21 protein-coding genes are annotated in these 18,238 nt (G+C 51.8%); 11 read left to right on the top strand and 10 right to left on the bottom strand.

Annotated elements, in window-relative coordinates; all coding sequences use genetic code 11:
* Nucleotides 1–5 precede the first annotated feature (5 nt).
* Entirely contained in the window at nt 6–305 is a 300-nt protein-coding gene (locus ACLJRS_RS04530) for a hypothetical protein (RefSeq protein ID WP_031604207.1), read from the bottom strand.
* On the bottom strand, nt 280–459 hold the full coding sequence (locus ACLJRS_RS04525) for a hypothetical protein (protein WP_010989024.1): 180 nt from the start codon (nt 457–459) through the stop codon (nt 280–282). Before ACLJRS_RS04525 ends, ACLJRS_RS04530 begins: the two co-directional genes overlap by 26 nt.
* Nucleotides 460–493: 34 nt before the next feature.
* Here ACLJRS_RS04525 and steC point away from each other — a divergent pair, with 34 nt between their 5' ends.
* Nucleotides 494–1,867: an SPI-2 type III secretion system effector kinase SteC gene (gene steC, locus ACLJRS_RS04520; RefSeq protein ID WP_001116927.1), complete on the top strand. Its 1,374-nt coding sequence runs from the start codon at nt 494–496 to the stop codon at nt 1,865–1,867.
* 466 nt (nt 1,868–2,333) lie between these two features.
* Nucleotides 2,334–3,041: an EAL domain-containing protein gene (locus ACLJRS_RS04515; RefSeq protein WP_001268395.1), complete on the top strand. Its 708-nt coding sequence runs from the start codon at nt 2,334–2,336 to the stop codon at nt 3,039–3,041.
* Between the two features lie 15 nt (nt 3,042–3,056).
* Here ACLJRS_RS04515 and sapF read toward each other — a convergent pair whose 3' ends face one another.
* The 6 genes from sapF to pspF all read right to left on the bottom strand — a co-directional run bounded on the left by sapF (nt 3,057) and on the right by pspF (nt 9,437).
* Complete coding sequence (sapF, locus tag ACLJRS_RS04510) at nt 3,057–3,863, bottom strand: peptide ABC transporter ATP-binding protein SapF (RefSeq protein ID WP_000230462.1); 807 nt, start codon at nt 3,861–3,863, stop codon at nt 3,057–3,059.
* A 1-nt stretch (nt 3,864) separates the two neighbouring features.
* On the bottom strand, nt 3,865–4,857 hold the full coding sequence (gene sapD / locus ACLJRS_RS04505) for a peptide ABC transporter ATP-binding protein SapD (protein WP_001128869.1): 993 nt from the start codon (nt 4,855–4,857) through the stop codon (nt 3,865–3,867).
* Nucleotides 4,857–5,747: a peptide ABC transporter permease SapC gene (sapC, locus tag ACLJRS_RS04500; RefSeq protein WP_001146150.1), complete on the bottom strand. Its 891-nt coding sequence runs from the start codon at nt 5,745–5,747 to the stop codon at nt 4,857–4,859. Before sapC ends, sapD begins: the two co-directional genes overlap by 1 nt.
* Nucleotides 5,734–6,699, bottom strand: a complete 966-nt coding sequence (gene sapB / locus ACLJRS_RS04495) for a peptide ABC transporter permease SapB (RefSeq protein WP_000583298.1) — start codon at nt 6,697–6,699, stop codon at nt 5,734–5,736. Before sapB ends, sapC begins: the two co-directional genes overlap by 14 nt.
* On the bottom strand, nt 6,696–8,345 hold the full coding sequence (gene sapA, locus ACLJRS_RS04490; RefSeq protein WP_001241620.1) for a peptide ABC transporter substrate-binding protein SapA: 1,650 nt from the start codon (nt 8,343–8,345) through the stop codon (nt 6,696–6,698). The genes sapB and sapA overlap by 4 nt, the downstream gene beginning before the upstream one ends.
* A gap of 111 nt (nt 8,346–8,456) precedes the next feature.
* Entirely contained in the window at nt 8,457–9,437 is a 981-nt protein-coding gene (pspF, locus tag ACLJRS_RS04485) for a phage shock protein operon transcriptional activator (protein WP_001669191.1), read from the bottom strand.
* 170 nt (nt 9,438–9,607) lie between these two features.
* Here pspF and pspA point away from each other — a divergent pair, with 170 nt between their 5' ends.
* From pspA to tyrR, 8 genes are all read left to right on the top strand, one after another.
* Nucleotides 9,608–10,276 carry a phage shock protein PspA gene (gene pspA / locus ACLJRS_RS04480; RefSeq protein WP_000511006.1) on the top strand — a complete coding sequence of 223 codons (669 nt, stop codon included), beginning with the start codon at nt 9,608–9,610 and terminating at the stop codon, nt 10,274–10,276.
* A 59-nt stretch (nt 10,277–10,335) separates the two neighbouring features.
* A complete protein-coding gene (gene pspB, locus ACLJRS_RS04475) occupies nt 10,336–10,560 on the top strand; it encodes an envelope stress response membrane protein PspB (protein ID WP_001274953.1) in 225 nt (74 codons plus the stop codon).
* Complete coding sequence (pspC, locus tag ACLJRS_RS04470; protein WP_000508938.1) at nt 10,560–10,919, top strand: envelope stress response membrane protein PspC; 360 nt, start codon at nt 10,560–10,562, stop codon at nt 10,917–10,919. The genes pspB and pspC overlap by 1 nt, the downstream gene beginning before the upstream one ends.
* A gap of 22 nt (nt 10,920–10,941) precedes the next feature.
* Nucleotides 10,942–11,160, top strand: a complete 219-nt coding sequence (gene pspD, locus ACLJRS_RS04465) for a phage shock protein PspD (protein WP_001097611.1) — start codon at nt 10,942–10,944, stop codon at nt 11,158–11,160.
* Between the two features lie 75 nt (nt 11,161–11,235).
* Entirely contained in the window at nt 11,236–11,550 is a 315-nt protein-coding gene (gene pspE / locus ACLJRS_RS04460) for a thiosulfate sulfurtransferase PspE (RefSeq protein ID WP_000913430.1), read from the top strand.
* Between the two features lie 148 nt (nt 11,551–11,698).
* Nucleotides 11,699–13,096: a YcjX family protein gene (locus ACLJRS_RS04455; RefSeq protein WP_000825860.1), complete on the top strand. Its 1,398-nt coding sequence runs from the start codon at nt 11,699–11,701 to the stop codon at nt 13,094–13,096.
* The gene (locus ACLJRS_RS04450) at nt 13,093–14,154 is read left to right on the top strand and encodes a YcjF family protein (RefSeq protein WP_001294467.1); all 1,062 of its coding nucleotides are present in this window, start codon (nt 13,093–13,095) and stop codon (nt 14,152–14,154) included. Before ACLJRS_RS04455 ends, ACLJRS_RS04450 begins: the two co-directional genes overlap by 4 nt.
* Nucleotides 14,155–14,301: 147 nt before the next feature.
* Nucleotides 14,302–15,843 carry a transcriptional regulator TyrR gene (gene tyrR, locus ACLJRS_RS04445; RefSeq protein ID WP_001235493.1) on the top strand — a complete coding sequence of 514 codons (1,542 nt, stop codon included), beginning with the start codon at nt 14,302–14,304 and terminating at the stop codon, nt 15,841–15,843.
* Nucleotides 15,844–15,932: 89 nt separating this feature from the next.
* Here the strand turns inward: tyrR and tpx are convergent, their stop codons facing one another.
* Nucleotides 15,933–16,439 (bottom strand): thiol peroxidase, encoded by a 507-nt coding sequence (gene tpx, locus ACLJRS_RS04440; protein ID WP_000084401.1) that lies wholly within the window; start codon nt 16,437–16,439, stop codon nt 15,933–15,935.
* 115 nt (nt 16,440–16,554) lie between these two features.
* On the opposite strand from tpx, the gene ycjG reads away from it, so the two are divergent.
* The gene (ycjG, locus tag ACLJRS_RS04435; protein WP_001258073.1) at nt 16,555–17,520 is read left to right on the top strand and encodes an L-Ala-D/L-Glu epimerase; all 966 of its coding nucleotides are present in this window, start codon (nt 16,555–16,557) and stop codon (nt 17,518–17,520) included.
* On the opposite strand, the gene mpaA is transcribed toward ycjG, so the two are convergent.
* Nucleotides 17,495–18,223 carry a murein tripeptide amidase MpaA gene (gene mpaA, locus ACLJRS_RS04430; protein WP_000219106.1) on the bottom strand — a complete coding sequence of 243 codons (729 nt, stop codon included), beginning with the start codon at nt 18,221–18,223 and terminating at the stop codon, nt 17,495–17,497. The genes ycjG and mpaA overlap by 26 nt on opposite strands.
* Nucleotides 18,224–18,238: the final 15 nt, after the last annotated feature.

The following is an 18,238-nucleotide window of genomic DNA, read 5'->3' as shown; positions in this document are numbered from 1 at the left end:
GTGTGTCACGCTATTTTTCCGCCGCTATCACCGGCAGGTGACGTTCTAAAACCACACGGTAACGAAGTCCCTGAGGATTTTGAGCACTCCCCGGGGCCAAACTGGCAAATCAAAGAGTCTAATGGGACAGGCCCTACGGTGCAGTATACCAGCTGGTGTAAGGTTCGCCTCATCCAACCAGAGACACCGGGACGGACAGCAAGTACGATAGCGATGCGCTTTCCACCAGACAAATAAAGGTTCTGTAGGAAGCCTGAATATTCATCCAAATGGTTTACCTCACCTATTAGCGATGTTATGGACATGTAATTTTAACCAGCAAATGCTTAACAAAAATAATTTCTTTTTTAGGTGCTGAAGGTTTTCTCTATTTATTGATGCAGAGTAATACTGAATATGAAAAATTTTGGAAATCAGGTGATTACAGTAGTTACAAATCAGGTTTTTATATGTTTGCATGTATATTATAATAAATTTTCAGAGGATGAGACATATGCCGTTTACATTTCAGATCGGAAATCATAGTTGCCAGATATCAGAAAGGTATTTAAGAGATATCATCGATAATAAAAGAGAGCATGTTTTTTCAACGTGTGAGAAATTTATAGATTTTTTCAGGAATATATTTACCAGGCGAAGTTTAATTTCTGATTATAGAGAAATCTATAATCTGCTGTGCCAAAAAAAAGAGCATCCCGATATTAAAGGGCCTTTCTCTCCAGGACCATTTTCGAAGCGAGATGAAGACTGTACACGATGGCGCCCCCTTCTTGGATATATTAAACTTATTGATGTCTCCAGGCCTGAAACAATGGATAAATACACTGTAGAGGTATTAGCACATCAAGAAAATATGTTACTACTACAGATGTTTTACGACGGAGTATTAGTGACCGAGACGGAGTGTTCTGAACGTTGCGTCGATTTTTTAAAAGAAACGATGTTTAATTATAATAACGGGGAAATTACGCTTGCCGCTTTGGGTAATGATAATCTACCGCCGAGCGAGGCAGGTAGTAATGGAATCTATGAGGCTTTTGAGCAACGTTTGATAGACTTCCTGACCACGCCCGCCACGGCGTCTGGTGATGAGAGCGGCGCTATTGATCAGACGGATGCATCACAACCAGCGGCAATAGAGGCGTTTATTAACTCGCCGGAGTTTCAGAAAAATATTCGCATGCGTGATATTGAAAAAAATAAAATAGGTAGCGGAAGTTATGGGACAGTCTATCTGTTAAATGATGAGTTTGTTGTTAAGATTCCAATTAATGAGCGGGGAATAAAAGTGGATGTTAACTCTCCGGAGCATCGTAATTGTCATCCTGATCGTGTCAGTAAGTATTTGAATATGGCCAATGACGACAAGAATTTTTCTCGTTCGGCCTCCATGAATATTAATGGTAAAGACGTTACAGTTTTAGTTTCAAAATATATTCAAGGTCAGGAGTTCGATATTGAAGATGAAGATAACTATCGAATGGCGGAGGCGCTTCTTGAATCCCGGGGGGTTTATATGCATGATATAGATAACGTAGGTAATATTCTGATTAAAGAGGGGGTACTTTTCTTTGTCGATGGCGATCAAATCGTGCTGTCACAAGAATCCCGGCAACAGCGAAGCGTTTCTCTTGCAACAAGGCAACTGGAAGAGCAAATTAAGGCCCGTTACCTGGTAAAATTAAAGCAGTCCGAGACCGAAGGAAATACTGAAGATATTGAATATTATAAGTCACTTATTACAGAACTTGATGAGTTAATCGGAGAGGAAGAACAGGCACCTGCGCCAGGAAGACGTTTTAAACTAGCCGCGCCGGAGGAAGGGACTCTTGTGGCTAAGGTATTAAAGGATGAATTAAAAAAATAGCATTTAGTTCCGTTCTTTTCTGCGAATCGCCGGGGGCACATTCGCTACAGATTTACCGATCAATTATTGAGAGTTGCTATTCGCTTAAAGGTCGTTCGGGGGATCTGGACAGCCTGTAGCGGAGATGCAACTCGCCACTAGGGTTGGCGATGCCGCGCTGCCATAGTGGGTGAAATGCCTCGCAATGGTGTAACAACATTAACTCGCCTTGATTTTTCCCCTCTGCCTGACAAGAAAAACCTGGCTTTACGGATGGTCTCATGCCGTCGTATTAGCGTTGTTCGGCGTAGTATGTAAATTTCCTTATAGCAATAGAAGAACATTCTCAAAACATAAAATTAGCAAGTTATCATGAAGTTAACATATATTGTTTTTTTCGATCATTTTTTATATATTGATCGTTTTTATTGATTGATTTGCGTTAAAAGCGCATTATCAGGGAGTTAAGATCAAGTGGAGTGGTCACATGCGCTATTTTTTTATGGCAGAGCCGATAAGGGCAATGGAGGGGGATTTACTGGGTGTCGAAATTATTACCCATTTTGCATCGTCGCCCGCTCGTCCGCTACACCCTGAGTTTGTTATCTCGTCATGGGACAATTCGCAGAAGCGCCGTTTTCTGCTTGATCTGTTGCGGACAATCGCGGCCAAACATGGCTGGTTTCTACGCCACGGCCTATTCTGTATCGTAAATATTGATCGGGGTATGGCGCAGCTTGTCCTTCAGGATAAAGATATTCGCGCATTACTACACGCCATGCTATTTGTGGAGCTGCAGGTCGCTGAACATTTTTCATGTCAAGATAACGCCTTAATCGATCCTTTAATACACGCGCTTCATAAGCAACCTAATCCATTATGGCTGGGCGACCTGGGCGTAGGGAATGCAACTGCTGCGCCATTAGTTTGCGGGTGTTTTAGCGGCGTAAAACTTGATCGCAGCTTTTTTGTCTCACAAATTGAAAAAATGACGTTTCCGCTGCTTGTCAAACATATCCGGCGTTATTGTGACAAGATCGTGGTGGGGGGCCAGGAAAACACACGCTATTTGCCGGTGTTAAAAACGGCAGGCATTTGGGCAACCCAGGGCACGTTATTTCCTTCCGTTGCGTTAGAAGAGGTTGAAACATTGCTGTTGGGCAGTCGCATGAACACCCTCAGAGAATCGAACTGAGGGTATTTGTTTCGCTTAGCGATCCTTTCGCCATGCGTCAGCGGTCAGCGCCTCGCCAAAATGGCCTGCGATTAAACGGCGGGTAAGCTCATGTAGCGGAGAGGCGAGCACATCGGCGGTGCTGCCGCGTTCAACCACTTCCCCCTGATGCATCACTAATACCTGATCGCTAATATGCTTCATCATGCCGATATGCTGCGTGACATAGATATAGGAGATGCCTTGCTTTTCCTGCAATTCAAGCATCAGATTGATGAGCTGCGAGCGCATGGACATATCAAGCGAAGCCAGCGCTTCGTCCGCGATAATGACTTTAGGGCGTAAAATCAGCGCGCGGGCCAGGCCCAGACGCTGTTTCTGCCCCGGCGCCAGCATATGCGGGTAGTAGCTTACGTGATCGGGCAATAGCCCCACCATACGCATCGTCTCGACAATCTGTTTGCGCCGCTGTTCCGGCTCCAGATCGGTATTAAGGCGCAGGGGGAAGTCAAGGATCTGCGAAATACGTTGACGTGGATTCAGTGACGTTGAGGGGTCCTGAAAAATCATTCGAATACGTTGGCTTCGAAACGAATAGTCGCCGTAATGCAGGGGATGATCGTCAATAAGAAGCTCGCCGCTGGTGGGTTCAATCATGCCGGCCAGCATCTTCGCCAGCGTGGATTTGCCGGAACCGTTTTCGCCGATAATGGCCAGGGTCTGACGCTCACGAAGCGTAAAGCTTAATGGTTTCACGGCGTCGACGGTCTGGCGACGAAACCATCCTGTCCGGTAGCGAAAGGTTTTACTCAGGTTGCGCACTTCAAGCAGAGTTTCCACCATATCACTCTCTCTCCATATTCAGCGGAAAATGACAGGCATAGAGATGATTTTTCGCGCCGGTTAAGCGTGGCGTGATAATGCATTCTCGTTGCGCGTAAGGGCAGCGTGGCCCCAGACGACAACCTATCGGTAACTGCTCCAGTAGCGGGATCGCGCCTGGCAGCGTATTCAGACGGCTTTTATGCGGCATCGCGCTGCCAAAATCCGGAATCGCGCGGATAAGCGCCTGCGTATAAGGATGATGTGGCGTCGTCACCAGATCTTTACTTGGCGCGGTTTCTACCGTCTGGCCGCAGTATAAAACGTTGATTTTATCAGCCCACTGACTCAGCATTTGCAGGTCGTGGCTAATCAACAGAATGGTGGTATTACTGTTTTGATTCAGTCGGGTCAGCAGGCGAAAAATTTGCGCCTGCGTCGTTGGTTCCATTGAGTTGGTGGGTTCATCAGCGATCAGGAGTCGCGGTTGATTCGCCAGCGCGATAGCGATCATAACTTTCTGACACTCACCATCGGTCAGTTCATAGGGAAAACTGCGCATCGCGTCTTTATGATCTTTAATTCCCACCCGGTGCAGTAATTCAATTGCACGCCGTTTACGCCAGCCTAAACGCTGCCACCAGCGGCCTTTATAGGTCCAGGCGGGAATATTTTGCATTAACTGGCGGCCGACGCGTTCGGAAGGATCAAGGCACGACTGCGGCTCCTGGAAGATCATCGACACATTATGTCCGACCAGCTTACGCCGTTCACGTGAGGAGAGGCGCAGCAGATCGATATCATCAAAACGCATACGGTCGGCAGTGACTCGCCAGTTGTCTTTCGCGACGCCGCAAATAGCTTTAGCAATCAAGCTCTTTCCGGAACCCGATTCACCTACCAGGCCGCGAATTTCACCTTCGCTTAATGTCATACTGACGCGATCGACCGCTTTTACCCAACCTTCGCTGGTTTTAAATTCAATGGTGAGATTGCGGATATCCAGTAACGGCATTATTCCACCCCCGCAATAATCGCACGACGAATCCCATCTCCGAGCAGGTTTACCAGTAAAACACTGAGCGTTATCGCCGCGCCGGGTAGCATAACGGTCCACGGCGCGACATAGATTAGCTCCAGCGCATCCCCCAACATGGCGCCCCATTCAGGAGAGGGAAGCTGCGCGCCGAGATCTAAAAATCCCAGCGCGGCGATGTCCAGAATCGCCATCGACAGCGCCCGGGTAATTTCGGTGACCAGACCGGCGGTAATATTCGGTAAAATGGCGAACCACAGAATATTCAGCGTTGTCGCGCCATCCAGACGGGCGGCAATGACGTACTCTTTTTCCAGTTCATCATGCACCATGCTGTAGACGGAACGTACCATTCGCGGCAACAGGGCCAGCCAGACGGCAAACATCGCGTGTGACAGATGTGGGCCGGCAAATGCCACGACGATAATCGCCAGCAAGAGCGAAGGGATGGAAAGCAGCGTGTCCAGAATATGGTTCAGCACGGCAGAGCGTAAACCGTGCGTCGCGCCTGCCACTACGCCGAGGACTAATCCACATAGCGTAGCCGCCAGCGTTACGATAAACGCGCCGCCGACCGTGGGCGCCGCGCCGCTTAACAGGCGGCTCAGCACATCGCGCCCCAGATCGTCAGTCCCCAGAAAAAAGGAGACTTCGCCATAGCGTGACCAGGAGGGTGGCAGTAGCTGATAGCCCAGAAATTGCTGATCGATACCATAGGGCGCGATCCAGCCGCCAAAAATACACAGCAACGCCAGACCGGCGCATCCATACAGACCTACCATCGCAGGCGCGTCGCTATAAAATTTACGCCAGGCAGTGCGCAGGGTGCCTGGCGGGCGCTTTTCGCTGTATACGCTATCGTAAGGCATACCATTCCTTATGTTTCAGAGGGTTAGCCATAGCACCCAAAATATCGGAAATCACATTGACCACAATAACCAGCGACCCAATGACCATCACGCCAGCGGAAATAGCGGCATAGTCCTGCTGACGAATGGCGTGAATTAACCATCGTCCCAGCCCTGGCCAGCTGAAAACCATTTCGGTAATCATCGCCAGCGTTAACATGGTTGAAAACTGCAGACCAAGACGGGGAATGACCGGCGGCAGCGCATTATGCAACACGTGACGGCGTAAAATCGTAAAGCGCGATAAGCCGCGCGTGGCCGCCGCTTTAACGTAGTTCTGATCGTAGACCTCAATAGTGCTGATTCGCATCAGGCGGATCACTTCTGTGGTCGGCGCGACGGAGAGCGTGAGCACCGGTAAAACCATATGCCGTATGGCGCTCATCACCATTTCATCACGCCATGGCGAATCTGAAATCCAGGCGTCAATGATGGCGAAACCGGTAACCGGTTTAACTTCATAAAGCAGGTCAAATCGCCCGGATACCGGCAGCCACCCCAGCGTGAGCGAAAAGAACAGTGTGAGCAGAAGCGCCAGCCAGAAAACCGGAATTGAGAAACCTAATAGTGCCAGCGCGCTGATAAAACGATCCGGCCATTTGCTACGCGTCACGCCCGCCAGCATCCCGACCGGGATGCCGACCATCAGCGCAAAACCAAAGGCGAGAATGCACAGCTCCATCGTGGCGGGAAACACCTCTTTAAGCTGTTCGGAGATCAGCTGGCCGTTAATGCTGGACACGCCAAAGTCCCAGTGCAGCAGACCGTTGAACCAGAAAACCCAGGCATTCCATAATGATGCGCCTTGTAGCGGCGCATGCGGCGTAAAATAGCTCAGGCTAAAGCCGATAAAGGTCAGGAAGAAGAGCGTCACCAGCAACAGCAATAACCGACGCAGGGTGAAGATAATCATGGTTTTTTCACCTCTTCGTGTTTTTCGCGGGAGACGCCGGCAAAAGACGCATTGCCGAACGGGCTTAACACCAGCCCTTTAATATCGTAGCGGTAAGCCTGCAGGCGTAGTGATGATGCCAGCGGCAGTATCGGCAGCTCTTTCTCCAGGATATTCTGCGCTTCCTCATACGCTTCTATGCGCGAAGCCAACTGCTGCGACGACAGTGCCTTACGCAGCACGCTGTCAAATTCAGGGTTACACCAGTGGGCGAAATTGGTTTGCGAATTGATGGCCGCACAGCTTAACAGCGGTCTGAAAAAGCTATCCGGATCGTTGCTGTCCGTGGCCCAGCCGGATAAGGTCAGATCGTGATTCATATCCATCAGGCGCGCCTCCTGAAAACGACCTTCAACCGGCACAATGACCACTTTTACGCCAACCTGCGCCATATCCGCCTGAATAAGCTCCGCCGTTTTTAGCGGACTTGGGTTCCAGGCCTGAGAACTGGTCGGCACCCAGAGATGCAGCGTAAGATTCTCAATGCCCAGCGCTTTTAGCTGTTCGCGCGATTTTTCCGGATTGTACTCCGTAATTTTGGCATCGTTATCGTAAGCCCATGAGGCTCTCGGTAAAATGGAGGCTGCGGTTTCCGCCGTGCCGTAATAAATCGACTGCATCAGACGCTGGTTGTTGATCGATAAGGCCAGCGCATGGCGCACTGCGGGATTATTCAACGGCGGCTTATCGGTGTTAAAGGCCAGATAGGCGATATTCATCCCCGGGCGCAACGTCAGGCGCAAACGCGGATCGTCGCGTAAAATAGTTAGCTGGCTGGCGGCGGGCCAGGCCAGAACATCGCATTCACCGGTCAGTAATTTCGATAAACGCCCGGTACCGCCGGAGCCTAAATCCACTACCACTTGCGGCATCAGCGGTTTGCCGCGCCAAAACCCATCGTGGCGCTGGAGACGAATAAACTGTCCGGCACGGTACTCCGAAAGCTGGAAAGGCCCGGTGCCGACCGGTTGGCGGTCTAGCAGTTCCTGACGATCTTTTCGGCTAAGCTGCGCGGCGTACTCAGCGGACATGACGGAAGCGTAGTGTGTAGCCAGATGCCATAAAAAGGAGGCGTCTGGCTGCGTCAGGCGAAACTCAACGGTGTTATTGTCCAGCTTACGCACGCTTTTTACATTGTCGGCGAACTGTAGGCTATCAAAGTAGGGGAAGCTACTGCCGTTGATGTTATGCCACGGATGCCGACGATCAAAAATCCGCTGAAAGGTAAAGACGACATCATCAGCATTGAGTTTTCGGGTCGGCGTAAACCAGGCGGTTTTTTGAAAGGAAACGTCGCGGCGCAGGTGAAAACGGTACGTTGCCCCGTTATCCAGCACTTCCCAGCTTTCTGCCAGCTCTGGGACTAAACGATAAGTATAGGGATCGACATCCAACAGGCGGTCATATAACTGGGCTGCCAGGGTATCGACGATAAGGCCGCTGCTCGCTTTTTGCGGATTAAAGGTGTTGACCTGCCCGCTGACACAATACACAAAGCCGCTATCGCGAATATCTGCACTCGCAGTTTGTTCGGGCGCAGCCGCAGCCGTAGCCTGACTACTTAGTAGACCCGCTATCACGATCAGAGACGATAAAACCAGGCGCATAATAGTTAAGTTTTTGAAGTTCAATTTGCAAAGTGTATCGCACTTCGGCCCGCCACGTAAAAATGTCGGTGGATAACTGGCGTAAATGTCGTCAATTAGCCGGAGAAATAGCTAAAGCTGATGCTTTTTAAGCAAGGCGCGAAACTGGTGGTAGGTGAGCGCCAGCAAATCGGCGGCTCGTTTCTGGTTAAATTTCGCCTGCTGTAAGCTACGTTGCAGCAGCGCTTTTTCCTGTTGCAGTTGAAACTCACGTAATTTGAGCGGCAGGTCAGGCGTGGCGGATGCCGCTGGCAGGGCGGGCGTGGGCGGTTCGGCGGGATGGCGTTGAAAAGGATCGATAACAATTTCATCCAAAGGATGTTCACTGCTGCCGTGGCGATACACTGAACGTTCGACTACGTTTTTCAGCTCGCGGACATTACCCGGCCAGGCGTAATGCAACAACGTTTCTTTTGCCCGATCGGTAAAACCGGGAAATAAGGGCAGACGTAGCTCACGACACATCTGAATAGCAAAATGCTCGGCCATCAGCATAATATCGCTCTGGCGTTCGCGCAGCGGCGGCAGTTGTACAACATCAAAAGCCAGCCTGTCGAGCAGATCGGCACGAAATGTCCCTTCCTTCACCATGGCGGGTAAATCGGCATTAGTGGCGCATACTAATCGCACATTAACCTGTAACGGCTGGCTGCCGCCGACGCGCTCTAGCTCGCCATATTCAATCACCCGCAGCAGCTTTTCCTGTACCAGCATCGGCGCTGTCGCCAGTTCATCCAAAAACAGCGTGCCGCCATCGGCGCGTTCAAAGCGACCGGGATGGCGTTTTTGCGCCCCGGTAAAAGCACCCGCTTCATGACCAAACAGTTCGGAGTCCAGCAGGTTTTCGTTAAGCGCCGCGCAGTTAAGCGAGATAAGCGGCCCCTGCCAGCGTGAAGAGAGATAGTGCAGGCGATTGGCGATAAGTTCTTTACCCGTCCCGCGTTCGCCAATAATCAGCACTGGCTTATCCAGCGGCGCGAGCCGGGAGACTTGTTCCAGTACTTCAAGAAAACGGTTTGCCTCGCCGAGCAGGTTATCTTTAAATTCAGCCATGATGAAAATCGCCACTTGTTAGTGTTTTTCACCACTTTATCCTTTTTTGCTGGCGAGGTAAAACGAAACAATTTCTTTATTATCAGTGATATGAAAAGTTGGCACGAAAATTGTATTAATCATGTAGCAGGGCATCGCCCGTTATCAGAACATTATGTGAGGATTGAATTATGGGTATTTTTTCTCGTTTTGCCGACATCGTGAACGCCAATATCAATGCGTTGTTGGAAAAAGCGGAAGATCCGCAGAAGCTGGTGCGCCTGATGATTCAGGAGATGGAAGATACGCTGGTGGAGGTTCGCTCGAACTCCGCGCGTGCTTTAGCGGAAAAGAAACAGTTATCCCGTCGTATTGAACAGGCCACGACTCAGCAGACCGAGTGGCAGGAAAAAGCGGAACTGGCTCTGCGCAAAGATAAAGACGATCTGGCGCGCGCCGCATTGATTGAAAAACAAAAGCTGACCGATTTAATTGCTACGCTTGAACAGGAAGTCACGCTGGTGGATGACACGCTGGCGCGCATGAAGAAAGAGATTGGCGAGCTGGAAAACAAACTCAGCGAAACACGCGCTCGCCAGCAGGCGCTGATGCTGCGTCATCAGGCGGCGAGTTCTTCCCGCGATGTCCGTCGTCAGCTTGACAGCGGCAAACTGGATGAAGCCATGGCGCGGTTTGAATCCTTTGAACGTCGTATCGATCAAATGGAAGCGGAAGCGGAAAGCCATCGTTTTGGTAAGCAGCAATCGCTGGACCAACAGTTTGCCAACCTGAAAGCCGATGATGAAATCAGCGAGCAGCTGGCGCAGTTGAAAGCCAAAATGAAGCAAGATAATCAATAATGACAATGGCGGCGCCGATACGCGCCGTCGCTCATCAGCTTTAGGTGTAAGGAGAACGCATGAGCGCGCTATTTCTGGCCATCCCGTTAACCATTTTTGTGTTGTTTGTGTTACCGATTTGGCTGTGGCTGCATTACAGCAACCGCGCCGGTCGGGGAGAACTGTCGCAAAGCGAGCAGCAACGCTTACTGCAACTCACAGACGACGCGCAACGTATGCGCGAGCGCATTCAGGCGCTGGAAGACATTCTTGATGCAGAGCATCCGAACTGGAGAGAGCGCTAATGGGTGGAATCAATCTGAATAAAAAACTATGGCGTATGCCGCAAAAGGGCATGGTGCGTGGCGTTTGCGCCGGGATCGCCGACTACCTTGATGTACCGGTAAAACTGGTGCGTATTCTGGTCGTGCTGTCGATTTTCTTTGGGCTGGCGTTTTTTACCGTAGTGGCCTATATCGTTCTGTCTTTTGTACTGGACCCTATGCCGGATAATCTGGCCGCAGGCAAACCGCAGCCGACCAGCGGCGAACTGCTGGATACCGTAGACAGAGAGCTTGCCGCAGGCGAAAAGCGTTTGCGAGAAATGGAACGCTACGTCACGTCAGATACGTTCACACTGCGTAGTCGTTTCCGTCAACTTTAAGTGTTATATCGGGAAGGTGAAGATGAATACTCGCTGGCAACGCGTCGGGCAGAAGGTGAAGCCCGGCTTCAAAATAGCAGGTAAGCTGGTTCTGTTGACCGCGTTACGCTACGGGCCTGCCGGCGTGGCGGGATGGGCGGTAAAATCCGTCGCCCGTCGTCCGCTAAAAATGTTGCTGGCGTTTGCGCTGGAGCCAGTACTTCGTAAGGCGGCGAATAAAATTTCGCGGCGTTACAAATAGCGAGTCTGGTCATAATATTTCGTTAAGCTCTGGCGTATAGTGTGTGCGAAATACATTACGTGTCAGGACGGAAGTATGTTGAAAAAAGGAATATTTGCGTTAGCGTTATTCATAGCCATGCCGCTTTATGCCGCAGAATACTGGATAGATGTCCGCATTCCGGAACAATATCAGCGAGAGCATATTCAGGGCGCGATTAATATCCCATTGCAGGAGATTAAATCTCATATCGAAACGGTAGTTCCAGACAGGAACGATACGGTAAAGTTATATTGCAACTCCGGACGACAGTCGGGCATGGCAAAACAAATGTTGCTTGATATGGGGTATACGCACGCGATGAATATGGGCGGTATCAGTCGTCTTGATATGCCGAAAGTAAAAAAATAGATAATCTATTGCTCAATACTCATACTAACCGCGGCGCTTAATGCGCCGTTGTTGATCTCTCCGGGTAGTTGATAATAACGTTTTTGCACATATCTATAACGCAGGCTCGTTATTATTTTTTCTTCTCTTCAGGCTCAACAGGATGTCAATGAAGCGACTTAAAACTGAACTCAACGCGCTGGTCAATCGTGGGGTAGACAGGCATTTGCGTCTTGCCGTAACCGGGTTGAGCCGCAGCGGTAAAACAGCGTTTATCACGGCGATGGTTAACCAGTTGCTTAATGTCCACGCGGGCGCGCGCTTACCGTTGCTCAGCGCGGTACGCGAAGAACGCCTGCTTGGCGTAAAGCGCGTGCCTCAACGTGATTTTGGTATTCCCCGTTTTACCTACGACGAGGGGATACTTCAGCTTTATGGCAATCCTCCCGCATGGCCCACACCGACGCGCGGCGTGAGTGAGATTCGGCTGGCGTTGCGCTATCGCTCCAACGACTCGCTGCTGCGCCATTTTAAAGATACCTCGACATTGTATCTGGAGATTGTGGACTATCCAGGGGAATGGTTACTCGATCTGCCCATGCTGGCTCAGGATTATTTAAGCTGGTCCCGTCAGATGAACGGCTTGTTACAAGGGCAACGCGCTGAGTGGGCCGCAAAATGGCGGCAACTATGCGACGGACTCGATCCGCTGGCGCCCGCCGATGAAAATCGGCTGGCGGAGATTGCCGCCGCCTGGACGGATTATTTGCATCAGTGTAAATCGCAGGGATTGCATTTTATTCAGCCTGGACGGTTTGTTTTGCCGGGCGATATGGCGGGCGCGCCAGCGTTGCAGTTTTTCCCGTGGCCGGATGTGGACGCCTTCGGCGAGTCAAAACTGGCGCAGGCGGATAAACAGACCAACGCTGGAATGCTGCGCGAACGCTTTAACTACTATTGCGAAAAAGTGGTCAAGGGGTTCTACAAAAATCATTTTCTACGCTTTGATCGCCAGATTGTGCTGGTCGACTGTCTGCAACCGCTTAATAGCGGGCCGCAGGCGTTTAATGATATGCGTCTCGCCTTAACGCAGTTGATGCAAAGTTTTCACTATGGCCAGCGGACTCTGTTTCGCCGCCTGTTTTCGCCGGTGATTGATAAATTGCTGTTCGCCGCGACGAAAGCCGACCATGTCACCCTCGACCAACATGCCAATATGGTGGCCTTGCTCCAGCAGCTTATTCAGGATGCCTGGCAAAATGCCGCGTTTGAAGGCATTAGTATGGATTGCCTGGGGCTGGCGTCGGTACAGGCGACCACCAGCGGCGTGATTGAGGTCAACGGTGAAAAAATCCCGGCTTTACGTGGAAACCGTTTGAGTGACGGCGCGCCGTTAACCGTGTACCCCGGCGAAGTGCCTTCGCGTTTGCCGGGACAAGCGTTTTGGGATAGTCAGGGTTTTCAGTTCGAAGCCTTTCGTCCGCAGGTGATGGATGTTGATAAACCGTTACCACATATTCGTCTGGACGCTGCGCTGGAGTTTTTAATAGGAGATAAGCTGCGATGAGCGAACCGTTAAAACCGCGTATTGATTTTGCAGAACCGCTAAAGGAGGAACCTACGTCGGCCTTCAAAGCGCAGCAAACTTTTAGCGAAGCGGAGTCGCGTACATTTGCGCCTGCAGCTATCGATGAGCGCCCGGAAGACGAAGGCGTGGCAGAAGCGGCGGTCGATGCCGCGCTGCGCCCCAAACGCAGTCTGTGGCGTAAAATGGTGATGGGAGGGCTGGCGCTGTTTGGCGCGAGCGTGGTCGGGCAAGGCGTACAGTGGACAATGAATGCCTGGCAAACTCAGGACTGGGTCGCTTTAGGCGGCTGTGCCGCAGGCGCGCTGATCATTGGCGCTGGCGTGGGATCGGTGGTCACGGAGTGGCGGCGATTATGGCGCTTGCGCCAGCGGGCGCATGAGCGCGATGAGGCGCGTGAACTGTTACATAGCCATAGCGTCGGGAAAGGTCGCGCATTTTGCGAAAAACTGGCGCAGCAGGCGGGGATTGATCAATCACATCCGGCATTACAACGTTGGTATGCCGCTATTCACGAAACGCAAAACGACAGGGAAATCGTCGGTTTGTATGCGAATCTGGTACAGCCGGTACTTGACGCGCAGGCGCGACGTGAGATTAGCCGTTTCGCCGCGGAATCGACTCTGATGATCGCCGTCAGCCCGTTAGCGTTGGTGGATATGGCGTTTATTGCCTGGCGTAATTTACGCCTGATTAACCGTATCGCAACGCTGTATGGCATTGAACTTGGTTATTACAGCCGCCTTCGTCTGTTCCGTCTGGTGTTGCTAAATATCGCGTTCGCGGGGGCCAGTGAGCTGGTACGTGAAGTCGGTATGGACTGGATGTCTCAGGATCTGGCCGCACGCCTGTCTACGCGCGCGGCGCAGGGGATTGGCGCAGGCCTCCTTACCGCTCGACTGGGAATAAAAGCGATGGAGCTATGTCGGCCATTGCCGTGGATCGACAACGATAAACCACGTCTCGGTGATTTTCGTCGTCAGCTTATCGGTCAGCTAAAAGAGACCCTGCAAAAGAGTAAGTCGTCGCCGGAGAAATGACCTTCCACAGGGCGCTGATTGCCTGGCTTTACGCCGCAGCGCCCGTTTTTCCGTCATGCTGTCAATATTTGTTGACAGAATCCTTCCTGCCAGCCGAATAGTGGCTTATCATCTATTTAATGGTTCATTATTCAGGTGAAGGTTCCCATGCGTCTGGAAGTCTTTTGTGAAGACCGACTTGGTCTGACCCGCGAATTACTTGATTTACTGGTGTTACGTAGCATTGATTTACGCGGAATCGAGATTGATCCCATTGGGCGAATTTATCTTAATTTTGCTGAGCTGGAATTCACCGACTTCAGCAGCCTGATGGCCGAAATCCGCCGTATTTCCGGCGTAACGGATGTCCGTACCGTTCCCTGGATGCCGTCCGAACGTGAACATCTGGCCCTGAGCGCGCTGCTTGAGGCGTTGCCGGAGCCGGTGCTCTCATTGGATATGAAGAGTAAAGTGGAGATGGCGAACCCGGCGAGTTGTCAGCTTTTTGCCCAGAGCCAGGAGCGAATGCGGCACCATACCGCCGCACAATTAATCAACGGCTTCAATTTTCAGCGCTGGCTGGACGGTAACCCGCAAAGCTCCCATAACGAACATGTCGTGATCAACGGGCAAAACTTCCTGATGGAGATTACGCCGGTACATTTACAAAACGAAAATGACGAATACGTGTTGACCGGGGCGGTCGTGATGTTGCGTTCCACGATTCGTATGGGGCAGCAGCTACAGAATTTGTCCACGCAGGATCTGAGCGCGTTTAGTCAGATTATTGCCGTGAGCGCAAAGATGAAGCACGTCGTTGAGCAGGCGCGCAAACTGGCGATGCTCAGCGCGCCGCTGCTGATTACCGGCGATACGGGAACCGGCAAAGATCTTTTCGCCTATGCCTGTCACCAGGCAAGCCCTCGTTCAGCGAAACCGTATCTGGCGCTCAACTGCGCTTCAATCCCGGAAGATGCGGTAGAAAGCGAACTATTTGGCCATGCGCCGGAAGGTAAAAAAGGCTTTTTTGAACAGGCGAATGGCGGTTCGGTGCTGCTGGATGAAATTGGCGAAATGTCGCCGCGTATGCAGGCGAAGCTGCTGCGTTTTCTCAACGATGGTACGTTCCGTCGCGTCGGCGAAGATCACGAAATTCATGTTGATGTCCGCGTTATCTGCGCCACGCAGAAAAATCTGGTGGAGCTGGTGCAAAAAGGACTGTTCCGCGAAGATCTCTATTATCGACTTAACGTTCTGACGCTTAATTTGCCGCCGTTGCGCGATTGCCCGCAGGATATTATGCCGTTGACCGAACTGTTCGTGGCGCGTTTTGCCGACGAACAGGGCGTTCCGCGACCGAAACTGTCTGCCGATCTGAGTACGGTCCTCACTCGTTACGGCTGGCCGGGTAACGTTCGCCAGCTTAAAAATGCGATATACCGGGCGCTGACGCAACTGGAAGGGTATGAGCTGCGTCCGCAGGATATCCTGCTGCCTGACTACGATGCCGCGACGGTGGCAGTCGGCGAGGATGCGATGGAAGGTTCGCTGGATGACATTACCAGTCGTTTTGAACGTTCTGTCCTTACTCAGCTTTATCGTAGCTATCCGAGTACGCGTAAACTGGCGAAACGGTTGGGGGTATCGCATACCGCGATTGCCAATAAGCTGCGTGAATATGGTCTGAGCCAGAAGAAGGGTGAAGAGTAGAAAAAAAGAAGGCCTCCGGATAGAGGCCTTCTTGTGACAAAAGAGCACCGCCTGTAGTACTGACAAACGTAGCGCCAGCCGGCGCTGGCTTATGCCTTCAGGACATTAAGCGCGGCGTCGTAATCCGGCTCGTGGGTGATTTCATCCACCAACTGGCTGAAAATAACGTTGTCGTTTTCGTCAAGCACGATGACTGCGCGCGCCGCCAAACCTTTCAGCGGGCCGTCAACGATTTCGACGCCGTAGTTTTTCAGAAACTCGTTATTACGCAGAGTGGAAAGCGTAATAACGTTGCTCAGGCCTTCCGCGCCGCAAAAACGCGACTGTGCAAAAGGCAGGTCAGCAGAAACGCACAATACGACGGTATTCTCCACTTCTGTGGCCAGTTGATTAAACTTACGAACTGATGCGGCGCATACGCCAGTATCAATGCTTGGGAAAATATTCAGCACTTTGCGTTTGCCTGCATATTGGCTGAGGGAAACGTCAGACAAATCTTTTGCGACAAGAGTAAAAGCCTGTGCTTTGCTACCAGCCTGCGGAATAACGTTGGCAACGGTGACCGGGTTACCCTGGAAATGTACAGTCTGTGACATAATTATGTTCCTATTTACTTATAGTTAACGTCGAAATCCAGTTTAAGTCATTATTCATTAACACGGCAAATACTATTTGTAGCAAGCCGCGTCCGGCGCTATCAGAGGGGAAGAGATGAGATCTGTTAAGGTATATGAGGAAACCTGGCCGTTACATACGCCTTTCGTTATTGCGCGTGGTAGCCGAAGCGAAGCGCATGTTGTCGTTGTCGAACTGGAAGAAGAGGGCGTAAAAGGCATCGGGGAATGTACGCCATATCCACGTTATGGTGAAAGTGATGCCTCGGTCATGGCGCAAATCATGAGTATTGTGCCTCAGTTGGAAAACGGGCTGACTCGCGAAGCATTGCAGAAACTGTTGCCGGCAGGCGCGGCGCGCAACGCGGTGGATAGTGCCTTATGGGATTTGCAGGCCCGCCAGCGGCAGCAAAGCCTTGCCGGGCTGCTCGGCGTGACGCTGGCCCCGGTTTTTACTACCGCGCAAACGGTAGTGATAGGCACGCCGGAACAGATGGCAGCCAGTGCGGCGGCACTATGGGAAAAAGGGGCGACGTTGCTGAAAATCAAACTCGATGCTCGTCTGATTAGCGAACGTATGGTAGCGATCCGCTCGGCGGTGCCGGAGGCGACGCTCATTGTGGACGCCAATGAATCGTGGCGTCCGGAGGGGCTGGCGGCGCGTTGCCAGTTACTGGCGGATCTGAATGTCGCGATGCTGGAGCAACCGCTGCCCGCGCAGGATGACGCCGCCCTGGAAAATTTTATTCATCCGTTGCCCATCTGTGCAGATGAGAGCTGCCATACTCGCAGTAGTCTGAAAGCCCTGACGGGGCGCTACGATATGATCAACATTAAGCTGGATAAAACCGGCGGTCTGACTGAGGCGCTGGCGCTGGCAACGGAGGCGCGGGAGCAAGGATTCGGCCTGATGCTGGGCTGTATGCTCTGTACATCAAGAGCGATTAGCGCCGCGCTGCCGCTTATGCCGCAGGTGAGCTTCGCCGATCTTGATGGCCCAACATGGCTGGCGGTTGATGTTGAGCCTGCGCTACGCTTTACGACGGGTCAACTCCATCTTTAGGATGCCAGCGGAGCAGATTCGACATCGCCAGCAAGTATTTTTCGCTGGCTTCATCGGCGGAAACAGGGGGAAACTCGGCGGTAATGCAGTGCAGGTTGAGGTCGGCGCACCAGCTGCCAAACGAACCGGGCGTTTCGTAACCTACGCTGGTCACCAGCGGCAACGCAAACGCATCGGCCAGCCACTCGCCTAGCTCGCTGCGACGTGGATCTTCAATGCAGGCTAGCGGATCGTGAAAAGAGACGACCCAGGCGGGTTGGAGTCGATGAATTAACTGGCAAAGCGCCTGGGTTTCCGGTTCTGAGCCGGGATGGTCGCCGGTTAGCAGCACGACATCACGCTCTTGCGCGCGGCTATTCCAGCGATAAACTGTCTCACCCGCTTTCCAGTTGGCGGCGGGAAAGTTACGGTTTAGATCAATGCCATTCGCATTTGCCCTTAACCCCAGTTGACAGCCATCAGGATTAACGGCAAGTACGACATGATGACGGCGAAGGGTTGGATTTAAGGTGCGTAACGCACAGGAGAGCGTCACCACGGATGAGGTTTCATCCCCGTGGGTGCCAGCCAGTATCAGGCCGCTTTCGCGATCGGCGGCAGGCGCCGGAAACCAGATTAGCGGCGCGCCAAGTAGCGAACGTCCATAATGTTCAGTGCCTGGCGGAAATGCGCCGCGCTCGGCACGGGGGCGGGTGACAGTCATACGCGTTTCCCGAAG

This window comes from Salmonella sp. SAL00670 (assembly GCF_046552235.1).
GTDB lineage: Bacteria > Pseudomonadota > Gammaproteobacteria > Enterobacterales > Enterobacteriaceae > Salmonella > Salmonella enterica.
The sequence above is the reverse complement of the archived record's forward strand: the minus strand, read 5'-3'. Positions and strand labels throughout refer to the sequence as shown.

Excerpts from the sequence above, each read along its gene's own strand:
- ACLJRS_RS04530 (WP_031604207.1), bottom strand. The coding sequence starts at position 305 with ATGTCCATAACATCGCTAATAGGTGAGGTAAACCATTTGGATGAATAT.
- ACLJRS_RS04525 (WP_010989024.1), bottom strand. The coding sequence starts at position 459 with ATGCAAACATATAAAAACCTGATTTGTAACTACTGTAATCACCTGATT.
- steC (WP_001116927.1), top strand. The coding sequence starts at position 494 with ATGCCGTTTACATTTCAGATCGGAAATCATAGTTGCCAGATATCAGAA.
- ACLJRS_RS04515 (WP_001268395.1), top strand. The coding sequence starts at position 2,334 with ATGCGCTATTTTTTTATGGCAGAGCCGATAAGGGCAATGGAGGGGGAT.
- sapF (WP_000230462.1), bottom strand. The coding sequence starts at position 3,863 with ATGGTGGAAACTCTGCTTGAAGTGCGCAACCTGAGTAAAACCTTTCGC.
- sapD (WP_001128869.1), bottom strand. The coding sequence starts at position 4,857 with ATGCCGTTACTGGATATCCGCAATCTCACCATTGAATTTAAAACCAGC.
- sapC (WP_001146150.1), bottom strand. The coding sequence starts at position 5,747 with ATGCCTTACGATAGCGTATACAGCGAAAAGCGCCCGCCAGGCACCCTG.
- sapB (WP_000583298.1), bottom strand. The coding sequence starts at position 6,699 with ATGATTATCTTCACCCTGCGTCGGTTATTGCTGTTGCTGGTGACGCTC.
- sapA (WP_001241620.1), bottom strand. The coding sequence starts at position 8,345 with ATGCGCCTGGTTTTATCGTCTCTGATCGTGATAGCGGGTCTACTAAGT.
- pspF (WP_001669191.1), bottom strand. The coding sequence starts at position 9,437 with ATGGCTGAATTTAAAGATAACCTGCTCGGCGAGGCAAACCGTTTTCTT.
- pspA (WP_000511006.1), top strand. The coding sequence starts at position 9,608 with ATGGGTATTTTTTCTCGTTTTGCCGACATCGTGAACGCCAATATCAAT.
- pspB (WP_001274953.1), top strand. The coding sequence starts at position 10,336 with ATGAGCGCGCTATTTCTGGCCATCCCGTTAACCATTTTTGTGTTGTTT.
- pspC (WP_000508938.1), top strand. The coding sequence starts at position 10,560 with ATGGGTGGAATCAATCTGAATAAAAAACTATGGCGTATGCCGCAAAAG.
- pspD (WP_001097611.1), top strand. The coding sequence starts at position 10,942 with ATGAATACTCGCTGGCAACGCGTCGGGCAGAAGGTGAAGCCCGGCTTC.
- pspE (WP_000913430.1), top strand. The coding sequence starts at position 11,236 with ATGTTGAAAAAAGGAATATTTGCGTTAGCGTTATTCATAGCCATGCCG.
- ACLJRS_RS04455 (WP_000825860.1), top strand. The coding sequence starts at position 11,699 with ATGAAGCGACTTAAAACTGAACTCAACGCGCTGGTCAATCGTGGGGTA.
- ACLJRS_RS04450 (WP_001294467.1), top strand. The coding sequence starts at position 13,093 with ATGAGCGAACCGTTAAAACCGCGTATTGATTTTGCAGAACCGCTAAAG.
- tyrR (WP_001235493.1), top strand. The coding sequence starts at position 14,302 with ATGCGTCTGGAAGTCTTTTGTGAAGACCGACTTGGTCTGACCCGCGAA.
- tpx (WP_000084401.1), bottom strand. The coding sequence starts at position 16,439 with ATGTCACAGACTGTACATTTCCAGGGTAACCCGGTCACCGTTGCCAAC.
- ycjG (WP_001258073.1), top strand. The coding sequence starts at position 16,555 with ATGAGATCTGTTAAGGTATATGAGGAAACCTGGCCGTTACATACGCCT.
- mpaA (WP_000219106.1), bottom strand. The coding sequence starts at position 18,223 with ATGACTGTCACCCGCCCCCGTGCCGAGCGCGGCGCATTTCCGCCAGGC.